Below are 16,819 nucleotides of genomic sequence, written 5' to 3'. Positions count from 1 at the left end.
GCGCGAGCTTTTGGCAAAGTTGTTCCCAAACCGGCATGCTGCAAACCCGGGTGCGGCGCACAGGCTTGTGCCGCAGCCAAGCGCTTGACCCAAAACGGCTTTTTCCGCTTGTCCACAGCGAGCGCGGGCCGCTACTACCACGACTACTTTGAAATCTTGAATACTGTGTTGAATACACAGCACCGCTTTTCCATGGACATTTCCGCCTTGCAGCACCGCCTGCGCCGCTTTGCCGCCGACCGCGACTGGCAGCCTTACCAGACCCCAAAGAACCTCGCGATGGCCATGACCGTGGAGGCCTCCGAGCTGCTGGAGATCTTCCAGTGGCTGACGCCTGAGCAGTCGCTGCACCTGGACGACGACCAGCGCCGCCACCTCGGCGAGGAGCTGTCGGATGTGCTGCTGTACCTGTTGCAGATCGCCGACCATGGCGGCGTGGACCTCGAAGCCGCGGTGGAACGCAAGCTGGCGATGAACGCGGTCAAACATCCCCCGCTGAGGTCTTGAGGCGATGGGCATGCAGACCATGGCCGTCATCGACTTCGAGACCACAGGCCTCGGGCCCACCAGCGGTGGCCGCGCCACCGAAATCGCCGCCGTGCTGGTGCGAAACGGGGAAATCGTGGACCGCTGGGCCAGCCTGATGAACAGCGGCGCGTGGGTGCCGCCGCAGATCCAGGCGCTGACCGGCATCAGCAACGAGATGCTGGCCGGCGCGCCGTCGTCAGCCAGCGTCATGCGCGAACTGGCTCGCTTCACGGCCGGCTGTCCGCTGGTGGCCCACAACGCGAGCTTCGACCGCGGGTTCTGGCAGGCCGAGATGGCGCGGGCCGATGTGCCACCTGACCCGGCGCACGAGTTCGCCTGCACGGTGCTGTTGTCGCGCCGGCTGTGGCCGGAGTCCAAGGGGCATGGGCTGGGCGCCATGGTGCGCTTCCACGGCCTGTCCTTCTCGGGACGCGCCCACCGCGCGATGGCCGATGCGCTGGTGACGGCCGAGCTGCTGCTGAAGGTGAAGGCCGAAGTTGCCAGCCGTTTCGCGCTCGATCTGGGTGAGCGTCGGGTGGACCATGCGCTGCTTTCGACGCTGCAACGAACACCGCTTCGGTGGCTCAGGCGAGGCCTGGTGGAACACCTGCAGGCAGACAGTCGCGGCGTGGAGGCCGTCGCATAAGCGGATAAAAAAGTCTCTGTCAAGAGCGGCTTACGAGCGCAAGGGCAATCAAAATCTCGCCCTTTCGTCCCCGCGCGCTTTGCTCAAGAAGAATTCCATGTCCGTGATCCAGGTTCGCCCCGCCACCCTGCGCGATGCAAAGGCCATCGCCGAGATCCACGTCGCCGCCAGCCAGGATGCCTACAAGGACCTGCTGCCGCCCGCGGCGCTGGACGCGATGTCGGTGCAAAAGCGCCAAGCTTTCTGGCGTGAAGCCATCGACCTGTGCGAGCCACAGGTCGTCGTCGCGCATCTGGACAACAAGGTCATGGGCTTCGCCGGCTTCGACCGCTCGCGTGACAAGGGCACGCCGGCCACCACCGGCGAGGTGTGGGCGCTGTTCGCCAGCCCCGAGCACATGGACAAGGGCGTGGGCCTGGCGCTGTGGGATGCCACGCGCGACGGCCTGCAGGAAGAAGGCTGCACCAAGGCCACGCTGTGGTGCTACCTGCGCAACGAGCGCGCGCTGCGCTTCTTCGAACTGGCCGGTTTCAAGCGTGAGCTGGGCAGCGCCCGCACCACCGAGGTGGGTGGCGCCCGTGTCGAAGAGATCCGCCTGTTCCGCTCACTGGTCTGAACCCGGCGCGCAACGAGCCATGAAAAAAGCGCCCTGAAGGGCGCTTCGCTTTTGGCGTCGATGATCAGCCGCGACGACGACGCGCCATGAGGCCGACAGCCAACAGGCCGCTGAGCATCAGCGCATAGGTCTGCGGTTCCGGCACCGCCGTCACGGCAAAGGCAGTCGTGTCGGGCACCATCGTCGCGTAGTTGCCGTTTTTGGCGTTGTGCGTCCAGTTGGCGATGTCGCCGACCTGGGCCTTGTAGGCCGTGAAGCTGGCTGCACCCGACCGGCTGCCGATGTATTCCTCGTACTCGGCGCCGCCGCCCAGTGCGATGGCCCCGTTGCCGATGGACAGGCCGGTGTTGGTCAGCAGGCCGGCGCTGGTGGCGCCGGTGAAGGCCGTCGTCGTGATCGCCGCCAGGAAGGTCGGCGTGCCGGTCGCGCTGCTGGCGGTGTAGGCGTAGACGGAGTCTTCGCTGGCGCTGAGGCCGAAGTTGTTGCTGCCCGAGACGGATGCGCGGCTCAGCGTGCCGAAGCTGGCGCTGAGCGACGTGGCGTCGTCGATGTTCTGGAAGCGGATGACCGTGCCGGCCGCGATGGTGGCGCCACCGCTGACCCAGCGGTGATAGCTCTCGCCGCTGTTGAACGACGAGCCGTTCCACTCGTTGTCGGTGAAGTAAATGGTGCTGTTGGCGTCGATGTCGGCCAGCGCCACCAGGGACCAGCCGTCTTCGTCAGCGTTGATGGACGTGAAGGCGAGATCACCGGCCGCGAGAGCTGCGACGGCGCTGTGAGACACGAGGGCCGCAGCAGCGGCGACAGTCAGGGCGAGGTGGTTTTTCATCGGGGGCTCCGGTTCGGATGGGGCGCACTGTCCGGCGCACCGATGAAGCTGCAGTGACAGCGTGCGCTTGCCCACCCCCCTTGTCTGCGGGATCAGGCGGCGTAACCGGCGCTGGCCAGCGCCCAGCCGTCCGTGGCATCGTCGTGGCGCTGCACATGGACCGGGCTGAGCTTCTTGGCGGCGGCACGCTCCACCAGCGTCTCGGCCTGCTCCGCGCTCAGCTGCAGCGCGAAACGGCTCCAGCGCTTCATGACCAAGGGTTGCGCCCAGGCGTCTTCCAGGGCCCAGCGGATCTCGTGCGGCTGTTGCAGCTCGGCGGCGGCCAGCACGCGCGGCGCCAGCGCCAGCAGGAAACGGTTGAAGTCGGTGCGCAACTGGTCGTTCGGCAGCAGCGCCTCCAGACGTGCCAGGCGGGCGCTCCAGCCGGGCGTGGCCAGTTGGCGGGTCACCAGCGCCTGCAGGGCCTGGATGGGGTTGAACAGGCGCAGCCGGTTGGGCGGCAGCACGCGCAGCGGGATCTGCGCAGCTTCCTCGTGGCTCAGCGGCGTCACGAAACTGGCCAGCACGGTCAGGCGCTGCCAGTCGGCTTCCAACAGGCCGCCGATGCGGGTGATGGGGCCGGCGGCGCAGCTGGCGGCCAGGTCGCGCAGCTGCGGCATGCCACGGTCGCCCTTGGCCCGGTTGGCACGCCGGCTCATGATGGCCAGGTTGCCGGACGCGTAGCCGGCGTCGTCGCGAACGCGGTCGACGCTGCGGTTGTCGTCACCCAGCAGTTCCCGGGTGATGGGGCAGTGGCCCACGTCCAGCTGGCCCAGCAGGTGCGGCGTGACCAGCAGGTCCTCGAAATGCCGACCGCGCGCCCAGGCGTGCGTGCGCAGCGCCAGCCAGAGTTCCACCTGCGGCGTGGCCGGTGCGCGCACGGCGCGGCCGCGGGCGGCCATCCAGCCGCGCTGCAGCGGCGACTGCGGGTACAGGTGGGCGATGGGCGGCGTGATGCCGTGCAGCGCATGGTCGCGGCCCAGGGCCAGACCCACGCGCTCGTGGGCACTGATCGCGGCCGGGGCATCGTCCATGTCCAGGTCGTACTGGACGAGCGCGGACGGCGTGGCGTGGACAGTGGTGTTGAGGGTGGCTTGCATGGTCGGGCTCCTGATCGGTTGGGCTCGCCGATGAAGTTCGCGGGCCTTGCAAGCAGTTTGTGAGCCTGGTGGCTCATGGGATGATCCACCTTGAAAACAACTGTGGATTTTTTCAGTCATGGACCGCACCGAGCGCTTCTACAAGATCGAGCAGCTGATCCGCAGCCACGGCTGCATCAGCTTTGCGGCGTTGCTGGAGGCGCTGGAGGTCTCGCCGGCGACGCTCAAGCGCGATCTCGCCTACCTGCGCGAGCGGCTGGATGCGCCCATCGAGTACGACGCCGGCGAGAACGGCTACCGCTTCGGACAGCAGTGGCGGGGTGGCAAGCACGAGCTGCCGGGCGTGTGGTTCAACGAGGCCGAACTGCACGCGCTGCTGACCATGCAGCAGATGCTGGCGGGGCTGGACGAGCAGGGCGTCGTGGGCCGGCACCTGCAACCCATGTTCGACAAGATCACCGGCATGCTGGGCGTAGATGCCGCCGAGGCGGAGGAACTGCGGCGGCGCGTCAGGCTGGTCGGCACGGCGCGGCGGCGCATGGCCAGCGAGGCGTTCGAGACCGTCGGCAGCGCCGTCGTCAAACGACGCCGGCTGCACATCCGCTACCGCAAGAAGCGCGGCGGCGAGGCGAGCGAGCGCGAGGTGTCGCCGCAGCGGCTGGTGAACCACCGCAACACCTGGTACCTGGACGCCTGGTGCCATGCCAGCGAGGGCTATCGCCGCTTCGCGCTGGACGGTATCGAGACCGCCGTTGCGCTGGAGGCGCAAGCCAGGTCGGTGCCGCTGGCCGAGTTGGAGGCGGAACTGGACCAGGGCTATGGCATCTTCGCCGGCGGCACCCCGCGGGAGGCGGAGCTGGTGTTCAGCGCCGAGACGGCCGCCTGGGTGTCGCGCGAGGCGTGGCATGCCGCGCAGCAGAGCGAGTTTCTTCCCGATGGCCGCTGGCGGCTGCGGCTGCCTTACGTGGATGACACCGAGCTGCTGATGGACTTGCTGCGCCATGCGGGGCAGGTGGAGGTGGTGGCACCGGCGGCGCTGCGCGAGGCCTTCGCGCAGCGGCTTCGCCAAGCCGTCGCGGCCTTGTAGGACAAGCCCGCTTCGTTCGCCGTGGGGAGTGCCACGCCGCTGTCGCCGCGTTAGGCTGCACCTGTGTCTGGTTTTGAATTCGAAGGAGTTTTCTCATGAGCGATACCACCGAAGCAAAAGACAAGTTGGTCACCGACTTCAATGCCGTGATGGCCGACATCGATGCGCTGATGACGGCAACCACCAACAAGGCCGACACGGAAGTCCGTGCGTTGCGCGCCCGCATCGAAGGCCGCCTGACAACGGCCAAGGACAAGCTCCTCGACGCCCAGCGCGGCGCCCGCGAGAAGCTGCTGGACGTGCAGCATGAAGCCGTGCAGCGTGCGAAGGATGCCGCTGCCGCCACGGACGACTACGTGCATGACAAGCCCTGGCAGGCCATCGGCGCCGCCGCTGCGCTGGGCCTGGCGATCGGTGTGCTGATCGGCCGTCGCTGAGGCCTGTCTTGGACGAGACCAAGGAACCCGTCTCCGCGCCGCTGCGTCGCCTCACGGCCTCGCTGCTGACGCTCGGCCGCATCCGGCTGGAGCTGTTCGCGATCGAGGTGCAGGAGGAGAAGGATCGCATCGCCGGCGTGCTGATGTGGTCGATGCTGGCGGGGCTGATGGCGGGTTTCGGCCTGCTGATGCTGCTGATGCTCTTCGTCGTGGCGATGTGGGACACCAACCGCCTGCTGGCGCTTGGCGTCAGCACCGGCGTGCTGGTCTTCGGCGCCGTGCTGGCCGCGATGAAGGTCAAAGCCTTCATCGCACAGCCATCGACGCTGTTCAGCGCCAGCATCGGTGAGCTGCGCCAGGACGCCGACGCGCTCAAGCGCGAGGTGGCGCCATGATTCCGCGCCTGCCGCAAGTCGCCGAGCAGCGGGCGCGTCGCAAGGACGATCTGCTGCTGGCCTCACACGTGCTGCGCGACCAAGTGGGTCTGGCGGGTCGGGATCTCGGCCAGCGCGCAGACCGCTGGGGTCATCGCGTGCAGACCGTGCGCCGGTGGTTGTCGGATCCGTTCGTCGTTGCCGCCGTGGGCGGGGGTGCTGCGCTGTTTGCAGCATCGCCGCCGACGCGTCGCGGCCGGTTCTGGCGCACCGCACAGTGGGCACTGATGATGTGGCAGGCTTACCGCAGCAGGCGCTGAACGGCGCGCGCTCCGTCCAGGAGCTTGCGCTGCTTCAATTCCCGTTGTCCAGGCGCTTCATCCGCTCGCTCTGCCAATAGACATCGTCGCCGCCCAGCCCGTCCAGGTTGGCGCGGTTGAGCACGCGTGCCAGCACGAACAGCAAGTCTGACAACCGGTTGAGGTACTGGCGCAGGGCGGGGCGGACGGGATCCGTCGCCGCCAGCGCAATGACCGTGCGCTCGGCGCGGCGCGTGATCGTGCGGCACACGTGCGCAAGCGCCGCGCTGCGCGTGCCTGCCGGCAGGATGAATTCCTTCAGCCGTGGCAGCGCTGCGTTGTAGTGCGCCAGCGCCTCGTCCAGCCGCAGCACCGCGGGCTCCTTCAGCAGTTCGCCACCGGGCCAGGACAACTCGCCGCCCAGGTTGAACAGCTCATGCTGGATGACCACCAGCAATTCGCGGACGTCATCGGGCAGCGGTTCGGCCAGCAGCACGCCGAGGTGGGAATTCAGCTCGTCGACATCGCCCATGGCCTGTACGCGCAGGTGGTCCTTGGGGACGCGGCTGCCGTCGCTGAGGCCGGTCGTGCCGTCGTCGCCGGTGCGGGTGGCGATCTGTGTGAGGCGGTTGCCCATGGTGGTTCTGCCGGATGCAAAACCACCATTGTCTTCAGTGCCGCCGACCGCTGCGGTGAAAGGCCGGCTTGTGCACGGGCGCGTCGTGCGGCTGAAAGCGCGGCACGGGCAGGGAGCGCGGTGCAGGCGGCGCGTCGCGCGGCGGCGGCGGGGTGCGCAAGATGTCGCGCCAGCGGGCTGCCAGCAGGTCGAAGCGCACGGCGCTGAACAGCATGAGCACGGCGGCGGCCAGCACGAGCAGCCAGGTCAGGGTGGGGTCCATGGCAGGTCTCCCGGGATCGCTGAGCGTCCATGCTGTCACCACGGCACGGCCGCTGCAACACAATCTTGGCATCGCCCGTGGAGCCCGGTCATGAACGCGCCCGACCAACAGTTTTCCCCCGCCCCGCCCCTGCCGTCCGCGCTGCTGGACGCGCTGCGCGCGACCTTCGCCGAGCGCTGCTCCACCGCGCTGGCCGTGCGCGAGCAGCATGGCCGCGACGAATCCGTGTTCGATGTGCCCCCGCCGCAGGCGGTGGTGTTCGCCGAGCGTGAGGCCGAGGTCGCGCACGTGGTGGCGTTGTGCGCGCAGCACCGCGTGCCGGTGATTCCCTACGGCGCGGGCTCGTCGCTGGAAGGCCATCTGCTGGCCGTGCAGGGTGGCATCAGCCTGGATGTGTCGCGCATGAACCGCATCCTGCGCATCGATGCGCAGGACCTGACGGTGACTGTGCAGCCGGGCGTCACGCGCAAGGCGCTGAACGAGGCGTTGAAGCACGAGGGATTGTTCTTCCCCATCGACCCCGGCGCCGACGCGTCGCTGGGCGGCATGGCGGCGACGCGTGCCAGTGGTACGAACGCGGTGCGCTACGGCACGATGCGCGAGAACGTGCTCGGGCTGCGGTTCGTCAACGCGGCCGGCGAGATCGTGCGCACCGGCTCACGCGCCAGGAAAAGCAGTGCGGGCTATGACCTGACGCGCCTGCTCGTCGGCAGCGAAGGCACGCTGGGCGTCATCACCGAGCTGACGGTCAAGGTGCACCCATTGCCCGAGGCCGTCTCGGCAGCGGTGTGCTTCTTCCCGAGCATCGACGCGGCCGTGCGCACGGCCATGCAGGTCATCCAGATCGGTGTGCCCATCGCGCGCTGCGAGTTGCTGGACGCCAACGCGATCAAGGCCGTCAACGCGCATGACAAGCTGGGCCTGAAGGAAGCACCCATGCTGCTGATGGAGTTCCACGGCAGCGAGGCGGGCGTGGCCGAACAGGCGGCGGTGGTGCAGGAGGTCGCCGCGGACCTGGGCGGCGAGGCCTTCGAGTGGGCCACCACGCCCGAGGCGCGCACGCGGCTGTGGGCGGCGCGGCACCACGCCTATCTCTCGGGCCTGCAGATGCGCCCCGGCTGCCGCGCGGTGACGACGGACACCTGCGTGCCCATCTCGCGGCTGGCCGAGAACATCAACGCCTCCATCGCCGAGGTGGAGGCAGCCGGCCTGCCGTACTTCATCGTGGGCCACGTGGGCGACGGCAACTTCCATCTGGCCTATCTGCTGGACCCGGCGCAGCCGCAGGAACTGGCGACCGCCGAGCGGCTGAGCGCGCAGATGGTGGCGCGCGCCATCGCGCTGGAGGGCACCTGCACGGGCGAGCATGGCATCGGATTGCACAAGCAGGGCTTCCTGCTCGACGAGACCGGCGCCGAGGCTGTGGCACTGATGCGGGCCGTGAAGCAGGCGCTGGACCCGCTGGGCATCCTGAACCCGGGCAAGGTTTTCGCACGCTGAGGCGTCGCGCTGCCTCATCGGCGAGCGAGCCGCCTGACCCGGCTCAAGGAGGCTCGACACCCCTGCTGACCGAGGCTCTTTCTCTCAGTGCTGCGGTGCTGCGCTGATCGATGCGGTTATCGGCATCGGTTCGACAAAAGAAGTGATCGGTCGCTGGCCGACACCCAGCCCCATGCCTTCGGTTTCCCTGATGCTTTGATTGCGCTACCAACAACAATGGCGAAAAAGCATCTCTGGAGACACCGTGAAGACTCTTGCTGTTGCGGCCCTTGCGTGGGGCCTGGCTTTCGCCGGCGTGGCGGCGGCCACCGAGATGGCCCAGGCCGATGCGCAAGCCCGCCACCTCGTGGCGCAGCTGACCCTGGACGAGAAGGCCGAGCAATTGCTCAACGGCGCGCCGGCCATTCCCCGGCTGGGCATCCCCGCCTACAACTGGTGGACGGAGTCGCTGCACGGGGCGTTCGGGCCCGGCGCGACGACGAACTTCCCGCAGCCGATCGGCCTGGCGGCAAGCTTCAACGACCGGCTGATGCAGGACGTGGCCGCCAGCATCAGCACCGAGGTGCAGGCGGTCTACGCCCTGGGGCGCCACAAGCCCAACCCGAACCGCATCGGCGGCGCGCTGAACACCTGGTCGCCCAACATCAACATCTTCCGTGACCCGCGCTGGGGCCGGGGCCAGGAGACCTATGGCGAGGATCCCTTCCTGACGGCCGAACTGGGCAAGGCCTTCGTGCGCGGCATGCAGGGGCCGGACCCGGCACGCCCCCTCGTCATTGCCAGTCCCAAGCACTTCGCGGTGCACAGCGGGCCGGAGTCCACGCGGCACTCGGTGGACGTGTGGGTGTCGATGCAGGACCTGGAGGACACCTACTTGCCCGCGTTCCGCGCCGCCATCGTCGACGCGCAGGCGGGCTCCATCATGTGCGCCTACAACCGCGTCAATGGCGAGCCGGCCTGCGCCAGTCACAGCCTGCTGGTGAAGACCCTGCGCGAAGACTGGAAGTTCAGCGGCTATGTGGTGTCGGACTGCGATGCCGTCACCGACATCCATGCCCATCACAAGTACGCCCCGGACGCCGCGGCCGGTGCGGCGCTGGCGCTGAAGGCGGGTGTGGACAACGAGTGCAACGGCGCCACGCTGTCGCACACGCCGGGGCTGGGCAAGCGCTACCAGCAGGCGCTCGAGCGTGGCTACATCCGCCAGGCCGACATCGACACCGCGCTGGTACGGCTGTTCTCCGCGCGCATCCGCGCCGGCGACCTGCCGGGCCTGCCGCAGCGCCGCTTTCCTGCCCGCGAGGCGATCAATTCGGCCGAGCACCGTGAGCTCGCGCTGCGCTCGGCCATCGAGAGCCTGGTGCTGCTGAAGAACGACGGCACGCTGCCGCTGAAGGCCGCGACACGCATTGCGGTCGTCGGCCCGCTGGGCGACGCGCGACGCGTGATGCGCGGCAACTATTCGTCCGGGCAGACGGGGCCGACGCAGACGGTCTTCGAGGGCCTGAGCCGCCAGTTCGCGCCGGCCCAGGTGACGCTCGTCCCCTTCGGCCCGTCCATCACCGACGGCGATCCGGTGCCGCGGGACGTCTTCATCGCGCCCGATGGCAGCGCCGGCCTGCGCGCCAGCTATTTCAGGCTGCAGCCCGGTTCACCCACCGACGTCGGCAAGCGCCGTTTCGAGGCGAACGCGGTCGGCAGCCACACCGTCGCGCAGATTGAGTCGCGACCGCAGGAGGTTGCCGGGGCGGGCACCGTCGTGCGCACCGTGTGGACGGGTGCCTTCGTGGCGCCCGAGACCGGCAGCTACCGGCTGGGCCTGTCGGGCCTGAAGGGCCGGGTGCGCATTGCTGGCCGCGACGTGGTGCTGGCGAACAAGGCCACGCGCTGGGCCGAGCCGGTGGCGCTGGTGCAGGTGGACCTGAAGCGCGGCGAGCGTTATGCGCTGCAGTTGGAGGCCGAGTCCGGCGTGGGCGCCCCGGCGGGCATGATCTACAAACGCGTGTCGCGCCAGCCGCTGGCGGACCTGCGTGCCGGTGCCAGGGACGCCGATGTGGTCGTCGCGGTCGTGGGCCTGACGTCGGACCTCGAAGGCGAGGAGATGCCGGTCAAGATCGACGGCTTCTCCGGGGGGGACCGCACCCGGATCGACCTGCCGGACGACCAGCGCGCCTACCTGCAGCACGTGGCCCAGCTCGGCAAGCCGGTAGTCGTCGTCAACCTCAGCGGCAGCGCCATCGACCTGTCCTGGGCGCACACCCATGCCGCGGCGGTGCTGCAGGCCTTCTACCCTGGCGAAGGCGGCGGCCAGGCCATCGCGCAGGTGCTGGCGGGCGCCGCCAATCCCGCGGGGCGCCTGCCGGTGACCTTCTACCGCAACGTGGCCGACCTGCCGCCCTTCGACGACTACCGCATGGCCGGGCGCACCTACCGCTTCTTCGACAAGCCGGTGGTCTACCCGTTCGGCCATGGCCTGAGCTACTCGACCTTTCGCTACGAGGCGCCGCAGGTCCAGGTGCAGAACGACGGTCAGGACGTGAGCCTGGTCGTGCGCACGGCCATCACCAACACCAGCGCGCGAGACGGCGACGAGGTGGCCCAGCTGTATCTGGCGCCGCCGCGCTTGGACGGCGGCCCGCGGCTGGCGTTGCGCGGCTTCCAGCGCGTGCACCTGAAGGCGGGCGAGCGGCGCGAGCTGAGCTGGCGGCTGAATGCGCGCGACCTCAGCTTCGTCGACCGTGACGGCCAGCGCCAGGTCATGCCTGGCGGCTATCGCCTCAGCGTGGGCGGCGGCCAGCCCGGCACCGGTGCGCCGGTCGTCGGGGCGGAATTTTCCCTGGCTCGACGGCAGCCACTGCCGCGCTGAACCCCTCCCCCCACCGACTCGAACGACATGCCCATGCACTCCCTGCGCTTTGCCCTGTGCGCCTTGCTGATGGCCACCGCAACACTTGCCCACGGCCAGGACGGCACCATCCAGCCGCACCCCACCCCTGCCGAGCCGCGCGCCATCCTGCTGGGCACCGGCGGTGTCGAGAACCAGCCGGCCTCGGAGACCTGGTTCTGGCAATGGGGCCAGCCGATGGCGCGCAACATCACGACGGCCACGCTGACGCCCTTCCTGCCGGCGCCTGGCAAGGGCAACGGTGCGGCTGTGCTGGTGGCGCCCGGCGGCGGCTTTCGCTGGCTGGCGCTGAACCACGAGGGATGGGCGGTCGCGCAGGCGCTGGCCGACAAGGGCATCGCCGCCTTCGTGCTCAAGTACCGGCTGCAGCCCACGCCCGAGTCGCTGGACGGCTTCAAGGACGCGATGAACCGCACGTTCGCGGCCGCCGGCTCCAGCAGCGGCACCCCGCGCCCGTTGATGCCCGACCTGTCCAATCCGCTCGCCGACGCCGAAGCCGCCTATGCGTTGATCCATTCGCGCGCGAAGGAGTGGGGCGTCGACACGAAGCGGCTGGGCATGATCGGTTTCTCGGCCGGCGCGGGCCTGACGATGCACGCCACCTTGAACTCCAAGACCATGAAGCTCGCCTTCATCGGGCCCATCTACGGCGGCATGGGCCCGGTCACCGTGCCCCATGACGCGCCGCCGATGTTCAACGTCATCGCGACGGACGACTTCCTGTTCCGCGGCCAGTTCGGCGTCGTGAAGTCCTGGCATGACGCCGGCCGGCCGGTCGAGTTCCACCTGTTCCAGAACGGCGGCCACGGCTTCGGCCTGGGCTATCCGGGCAAGACCGCCCAGGGCTGGTTCCCGCTGTTCGTGAACTGGCTGGACGTGAACGGCTGGCTCAAGGCGCCCGCAGCCCGGTAGCGCTGGCGACGCTTCGCTGCGCGCCTAAGCATCGGCGGCCAGTGGCGGCGCACAGTCGCGGCTTGTCATCACCGCAGCCGCCCACATGCCCGCCATCACCTGCTTCATCCGCTACGAACTCGACCCCCACCAGCGCGAGGCCTTCCGCGAATACGCGCAGAACTGGGGCCGCATCATTGCGCGCCTGGGCGGCCGGCTGCTGGGCTACTGGCTGCCGTGGGAAGGCACGAACTTCGAGGCCTGGGGGCTGGTGGGTTTCGACTCGCTGGCCGACTACGAGGCCTACCGGCTGCGTCTGAAGGCCGACCCCGAGGCGCGGGCCAACTTCGAGTTTGCACAAGCGCAGCGCTTCATCCTGCGCGAGCAGCGCACTTTCTGTGAGGATGTGCGGCCATGATCGCCGTCATCTTCGAAGTGCAGCCCACGGCCGAGGGACGCGCCGCCTACCTGGACCATGCCGCCGCATTGAAGCCGCTGCTGGAGCGGATGGACGGCTTCATCTCCGTCGAGCGCTTCCAGAGCCTGGCCGACCCGGGCAAGCTGCTGTCGCTGTCCTTCTGGCGCGACGAGGACGCCGTGCGCGGCTGGCGCGAGATGGAGCGGCACCGCGAGGCGCAGGCGGCCGGGCGCGGGGGGCTGTTTGCGGACTACCGGCTGCGCGTGGCGGAGGTCGCGCGCGACTACGGGCTCAACGACCGCGCGCAGGTGCCGCAATGAGCGCCCAGCAAGCCCGCCCCCGCCTGGCGGGACAGGCCGCAGGCCGAAGGGTGCACCATTGAGCGCGGAGCCACGCCTGGCCCGCGTCGCCGCAGCCATCGCCGACCCGACACGGGCGCGTGTGCTGGCGCGGCTGCTGGACGGCCGGCTGCACACGGCGGGCGAGCTGGCCATGCATGCCGGCGTGGCGGCGCCGACCATGTCGGCCCACCTGAAGCTGCTGGTCGACGAAGGTCTGGCCCGCGTGCGCCCGCAGGGCCGGCACCGCTACTTCGGCCTGGCGGATGGCGACGTGGCGCATGCGCTGGAAGCGCTGCTGCGCGTGGCCCATGGGCGGGACGCCGAGCCGGCCGCCGACGTGCGCCGCTGGCAGAAACCGGAGATGCGCGGGCTGCGCCATGCGCGCAGCTGCTATGGCCATCTGGCCGGTGAACTGGGCGTGCAGCTGCGGGAGGCGCTGCTGGCCAAGGGCTGGGTCATGGCGGCGCCGGACGGGCGCTACGAAGTCAGCGACGCGGGCCGCGAAGCGTTGGCGGAGCTGATGCCCGAAGGCTTTGCCACGACGGGCCGCGTGCTGTACGACTGTGTGGACTGGTCCGAACGCCGCGACCATTTCGCGGGGCCGCTGGCGGTGGCGTGGCTGGAGGCGCTGGTGGCGAAAGGGTGGTTGCTGCGCGTTGACGATTCGCGGGAGCTTCGGCTCACGCCTACCGGCCGAGCCAAGCTTAGAGAGGGTCTGCTGGTTGTCGGCAACCAGACCGCCTCGGCGGCAGAATTGCAGTCTCGACGCTTCAAAGACTCACGACCATGACGTCCCTCGATCCTTTGTCTGAAGCCGAGGTTTATGCAGCCTACGGGCGTACAGCGCAGGCGATCGCAATGCTCAGGCAGGCCTTGCAAGCACAGCCGGAGCGTGAGGACATTCGGCAGCGCCTGCAAGCACTGGAACTTCAGGCCGAGAAGCCGCACCGGCTTACTTGGGCACTGGTGCTAGCCGCATGGGTGGTGGTAGCGCTGATCTTCGCGGTGCTCCGAAGCTAGGACGAAAGTGGTCAGCCCACTTGCGCCGGCACGCTCCAGCGCCGCGTCACATCCCCGCGCCCGTTGACGCTCTCCAGCTGCACGCCGAAACCCCACAGCCTTCCGACATGCCTCAGCACCTCCTGCGCACTGTCGTGCAGTGGGCGGTTGAGGTGCTGCTGGTGGCGCAGCGTCAGCGAGCGGTCGCCGCGCAGGTTGACGTTCCAGACCTGGATGTTGGGCTCGCGGGTGGACAGGTCGTACTGCCGTGACAGCGCCTGGCGCAGGTGGCGGTAGCCCACCTCGTCGTGGATGGCGCTGATCTCGTACTCACTCTTGGCCTCGTCGTCGAGGATGGAGAACAGACGGAAGTCACGCATGATCTTCGGACTCAGGTACTGTCCGATGAAGCTCTCGTCCTTGAAGTTGCGCATCGCGTGGTCCAGCGTGGGCAGCCAGTCGCTGCCGGCGATGTCCGGGAACCAGTCGCGGTCCTCCGCGGTCGGGTGCTCGCAGATGCGCTTGATGTCGGTGTACATCGCAAAGCCCAGCGCATACGGGTTCAGGTTGGCACCCGGGTGCTGGTAGACGACGTTGGTGTGCGACTTCAGCCACTCGATCATCATGCCGTCCGACAGATAGCCGTCGTCGTACATCTGGTTCAGCAGCCGGTGGTGCCAGAACGTGGCCCAGCCCTCGTTCATGACCTGCGTCTGGCGCTGCGGGTAGAAGTACTGCGCGATCTTGCGCACGATGCGCACGATCTCGCGCTGCCAGGGCTCCAGCAGCGGCGCGTTCTTCTCGATGAAGTACAGCAGGTTCTCCTGCGGCTCGTCGGGGAAGCGGCGGCTCTCGGCAGCCTCGTCGGGGCGGTCCGGGCGCTTGGGCAGCGTGCGCCAGATGTCGTTGATCTGCATCTGCGCGTGGTGCTCGCGGTCCTTCAGCCGCGCGCGTTCCTCGGCCAGCGACAGTTTGGCGGGGCGGCGGTAGCGGTCCACGCCGTGGTTCATCAGCGCATGGCAGCTGTCCAGCAGACCCTCGACGGCGTCCAGCCCGTGGCGCTCCTCGCAGTCGGCGACGTAGTTCTTGGCGTAGACGAGGTAGTCGATGATGGACGACGCGTCTGTCCACATGCGGAACAGGTAGTTGCCCTTGAAGAAGGAGTTGTGTCCGTAACTGGCGTGCGCGATCACGAGGGCCTGCATGGCCATCGTGTTCTCCTCCATCAGGTAGGCGATGCAGGGGTCGGAGTTGATGACGATCTCGTAGGCCAGCCCCATCTGGCCGCGCTTGTAGCTGCGCTCGGTGGCGATGAACTCCTTGCCATAGCTCCAGTGCCGGTAGTTCACCGGCATGCCGACCGACGCGTAGGCATCCATCATCTGCTCGGCGGTGATGACCTCCAGCTGGTTGGCATAGGTGTCCAGCCCGTAGCGCTCGGCGGTCTGGCGGATGACGGCGTGGTACTGCTCGACCAGATCGAAGGTCCAGTCGTTGGGCGAGGGCAGGGGCTGCGACGGCCGCTGCCGCAGCGGCCTCATCTGCCGCAGCGGCTGGTGCTGGCGGCGATCAGCCACGCCAGGCGGCGGCGAGGCCGGCCGCTCGTGATGGCGACGGTCTTCTTTGCTGCTCATGCGGCCGCCCCTTCCTTCTTGAACAGGTCACGGAACACCGGATAGATCTCCGATGCCTCCACCGCCTTGCGCATCGCGAAGTGGCGCTGGTCCTCGGACAGCTTCAGGTATTCCTCCCACAGGTTCTGCTCGGGCTCGGCCACCTGCACGTAGGCGAAGTAGCGGCACAGCGGCAGGATCTTGTCGGCCAGGATCTCGCGACAGCGGCCGCTGTCGTGGTGCCAGTTGTCGCCGTCGCTGGCCTGCGCGCCGTAGATGTTCCACTCGGTGGGCGAGTAGCGCTCCTTGATGATCTGCTCCATCAGCACGAGAGCGGACGACACCACGGTGCCGCCGGTCTCTGTCGCGTGGAAGAAGTTCTGCTCGTCGACTTCCTGCGCCTGCGTGTGGTGGCGGATGAAGACGACGTCGATCTTCTCGTAGTGCCGCGTGAGGAACAGGTAGAGCAGGATGAAGAAGCGCTTGGCCAGGTCCTTGCGGCCTTCGTCCATGGAGCCGGACACGTCCATCAGGCAGAACATGACGGCGCGTGTCGTCGGCACCGGGATGCGGGTGCGGGCGCGAAAGCGCAGGTCGATGGGGTCCAGGAAGGGGATGGCCTCCAGCCGCGCGCGCAGGTGGGCGATGCGCTCGCGTGTCTCGGCCAGCAGGCGCGGGGTCTCCGGGCGGTCTTCCTTCAGCAGCTCCTGCTCGCGGGCCTCCAGCTCGTGCAGTTCGCGGCGCTTGTCCATGCCCAGCGCGATGCGGCGACCCAGCGCGCCGCGCATGGAGCGCACCACGTGCAAGTTGGTGGGTGTGCCGTCGGAGACGAAGCCAGCGCGCTGGCTGCGCCACTCGGGCGTGTCGGCGAGTGTGGTGCGGGCCAGGTTGGGCAGGGCCAGGTCGTCGAAGAAGACCTGCATGAATTCTTCCTTGCTGAGGTGGAAGACGAAGTCGTCGTCCCCCTCGCCCTGGTCGCTGGCCTCGCCGCCTCCGCCCTGGCCGCCTTGTCCACCTTTGGGCTTGGCGACGCGGTCGCCCTTCACGTACTCGGTGTTGCCCGGCCGCACCACCTCGCGCACGCCGCCGTCGCCATGGCCGAAGACGGGCTCGTTCAGGTCCTTCTTCGGGATGTGGACGTCCTCGCCGCGCTCCATGTCGCGGATGCCGCGGCCGTCCACGGCGCGCTTCACCGCTTCGCGGATCTGGTCTTTGTGGCGGCGCAGGAAGCGCTCACGGTTGCCGATGGACTTGTTCTTGCCCGACAGCCGTCTGTCGATGATCTGTTGAAGCGACAT

General features: G+C 68.5%; 19 protein-coding genes and 1 pseudogene. 14 read left to right on the top strand and 6 right to left on the bottom strand.

The window, feature by feature from the left end; all coding sequences use genetic code 11:
- The first annotated feature begins 192 nt into the window (after positions 1-192).
- The 3 genes from ACG02S_RS11555 to ACG02S_RS11545 all read left to right on the top strand — a co-directional run bounded on the left by ACG02S_RS11555 (position 193) and on the right by ACG02S_RS11545 (position 1,790).
- Positions 193-507, top strand: coding sequence for a nucleotide pyrophosphohydrolase (locus tag ACG02S_RS11555; RefSeq protein ID WP_394470602.1), 315 nt, complete (start codon positions 193-195; stop codon positions 505-507).
- A gap of 10 nt (positions 508-517) precedes the next feature.
- Positions 518-1,174, top strand: coding sequence for a 3'-5' exonuclease (locus ACG02S_RS11550; protein ID WP_394470601.1), 657 nt, complete (start codon positions 518-520; stop codon positions 1,172-1,174).
- 97 nt (positions 1,175-1,271) lie between these two features.
- Positions 1,272-1,790 (top strand): GNAT family N-acetyltransferase, encoded by a 519-nt coding sequence (locus ACG02S_RS11545; protein WP_394470600.1) that lies wholly within the window; start codon positions 1,272-1,274, stop codon positions 1,788-1,790.
- A 64-nt stretch (positions 1,791-1,854) separates the two neighbouring features.
- Here the strand turns inward: ACG02S_RS11545 and ACG02S_RS11540 are convergent, their stop codons facing one another.
- Both ACG02S_RS11540 and ACG02S_RS11535 read right to left on the bottom strand, forming a co-directional pair.
- Complete coding sequence (locus ACG02S_RS11540) at positions 1,855-2,619, bottom strand: PEP-CTERM sorting domain-containing protein (RefSeq protein WP_394470599.1); 765 nt, start codon at positions 2,617-2,619, stop codon at positions 1,855-1,857.
- Positions 2,620-2,711: 92 nt separating this feature from the next.
- The gene (locus ACG02S_RS11535) at positions 2,712-3,758 is read right to left on the bottom strand and encodes a hypothetical protein (RefSeq protein WP_394470598.1); all 1,047 of its coding nucleotides are present in this window, start codon (positions 3,756-3,758) and stop codon (positions 2,712-2,714) included.
- A 118-nt stretch (positions 3,759-3,876) separates the two neighbouring features.
- On the opposite strand from ACG02S_RS11535, the gene ACG02S_RS11530 reads away from it, so the two are divergent.
- The 4 genes from ACG02S_RS11530 to ACG02S_RS11515 all read left to right on the top strand — a co-directional run bounded on the left by ACG02S_RS11530 (position 3,877) and on the right by ACG02S_RS11515 (position 5,976).
- Positions 3,877-4,845, top strand: a complete 969-nt coding sequence (locus tag ACG02S_RS11530) for a helix-turn-helix transcriptional regulator (protein WP_394470597.1) — start codon at positions 3,877-3,879, stop codon at positions 4,843-4,845.
- Positions 4,846-4,940: 95 nt separating this feature from the next.
- Complete coding sequence (locus ACG02S_RS11525; protein ID WP_394470596.1) at positions 4,941-5,282, top strand: ElaB/YgaM/YqjD family protein; 342 nt, start codon at positions 4,941-4,943, stop codon at positions 5,280-5,282.
- An 8-nt stretch (positions 5,283-5,290) separates the two neighbouring features.
- Positions 5,291-5,677, top strand: coding sequence for a phage holin family protein (locus ACG02S_RS11520; RefSeq protein ID WP_394470595.1), 387 nt, complete (start codon positions 5,291-5,293; stop codon positions 5,675-5,677).
- Entirely contained in the window at positions 5,674-5,976 is a 303-nt protein-coding gene (locus tag ACG02S_RS11515) for a hypothetical protein (protein WP_394470594.1), read from the top strand. The genes ACG02S_RS11520 and ACG02S_RS11515 overlap by 4 nt, the downstream gene beginning before the upstream one ends.
- Positions 5,977-6,010: 34 nt before the next feature.
- Here the strand turns inward: ACG02S_RS11515 and ACG02S_RS11510 are convergent, their stop codons facing one another.
- Positions 6,011-6,592, bottom strand: a complete 582-nt coding sequence (locus ACG02S_RS11510; RefSeq protein ID WP_394470593.1) for a cob(I)yrinic acid a,c-diamide adenosyltransferase — start codon at positions 6,590-6,592, stop codon at positions 6,011-6,013.
- 34 nt (positions 6,593-6,626) lie between these two features.
- A complete protein-coding gene (locus ACG02S_RS11505; RefSeq protein ID WP_394470592.1) occupies positions 6,627-6,854 on the bottom strand; it encodes a hypothetical protein in 228 nt (75 codons plus the stop codon).
- Positions 6,855-6,944: 90 nt separating this feature from the next.
- Here ACG02S_RS11505 and ACG02S_RS11500 point away from each other — a divergent pair, with 90 nt between their 5' ends.
- From ACG02S_RS11500 to ACG02S_RS11470, 7 genes and pseudogenes are all read left to right on the top strand, one after another.
- Positions 6,945-8,354, top strand: coding sequence for an FAD-binding oxidoreductase (locus ACG02S_RS11500; protein WP_394470591.1), 1,410 nt, complete (start codon positions 6,945-6,947; stop codon positions 8,352-8,354).
- Between the two features lie 244 nt (positions 8,355-8,598).
- Positions 8,599-11,220: a glycoside hydrolase family 3 C-terminal domain-containing protein gene (locus ACG02S_RS11495; protein WP_394470590.1), complete on the top strand. Its 2,622-nt coding sequence runs from the start codon at positions 8,599-8,601 to the stop codon at positions 11,218-11,220.
- Positions 11,221-11,247: 27 nt separating this feature from the next.
- Positions 11,248-12,171, top strand: coding sequence for an alpha/beta hydrolase (locus tag ACG02S_RS11490; protein ID WP_394470589.1), 924 nt, complete (start codon positions 11,248-11,250; stop codon positions 12,169-12,171).
- Positions 12,172-12,256: 85 nt separating this feature from the next.
- Complete coding sequence (locus tag ACG02S_RS11485; RefSeq protein WP_394470588.1) at positions 12,257-12,568, top strand: NIPSNAP family protein; 312 nt, start codon at positions 12,257-12,259, stop codon at positions 12,566-12,568.
- Positions 12,565-12,919, top strand: a pseudogene (locus ACG02S_RS11480) (antibiotic biosynthesis monooxygenase family protein); the annotation flags it as partial. The gene ACG02S_RS11485 and the pseudogene ACG02S_RS11480, both read left to right, overlap by 4 nt.
- A 27-nt stretch (positions 12,920-12,946) precedes the next feature.
- The gene (locus ACG02S_RS11475; RefSeq protein ID WP_394470716.1) at positions 12,947-13,699 is read left to right on the top strand and encodes an ArsR/SmtB family transcription factor; all 753 of its coding nucleotides are present in this window, start codon (positions 12,947-12,949) and stop codon (positions 13,697-13,699) included.
- Positions 13,696-13,929, top strand: coding sequence for a type IV pilus assembly protein FimV (locus tag ACG02S_RS11470; protein WP_394470587.1), 234 nt, complete (start codon positions 13,696-13,698; stop codon positions 13,927-13,929). Before ACG02S_RS11475 ends, ACG02S_RS11470 begins: the two co-directional genes overlap by 4 nt.
- 11 nt (positions 13,930-13,940) lie before the next feature.
- On the opposite strand, the gene ACG02S_RS11465 is transcribed toward ACG02S_RS11470, so the two are convergent.
- Both ACG02S_RS11465 and ACG02S_RS11460 read right to left on the bottom strand, forming a co-directional pair.
- Positions 13,941-15,542, bottom strand: coding sequence for a SpoVR family protein (locus ACG02S_RS11465; RefSeq protein WP_394470586.1), 1,602 nt, complete (start codon positions 15,540-15,542; stop codon positions 13,941-13,943).
- Positions 15,539-16,819 (bottom strand): YeaH/YhbH family protein, encoded by a 1,281-nt coding sequence (locus ACG02S_RS11460; protein ID WP_394470585.1) that lies wholly within the window; start codon positions 16,817-16,819, stop codon positions 15,539-15,541. The genes ACG02S_RS11465 and ACG02S_RS11460 overlap by 4 nt, the downstream gene beginning before the upstream one ends.

Origin of the sequence: Pelomonas dachongensis, assembly GCF_043555865.1 — a bacterium.
Taxonomy (GTDB): domain Bacteria; phylum Pseudomonadota; class Gammaproteobacteria; order Burkholderiales; family Burkholderiaceae_C; genus Pelomonas; species Pelomonas dachongensis.
The sequence above is the reverse complement of the archived record's forward strand: the minus strand, read 5'-3'. Positions and strand labels throughout refer to the sequence as shown.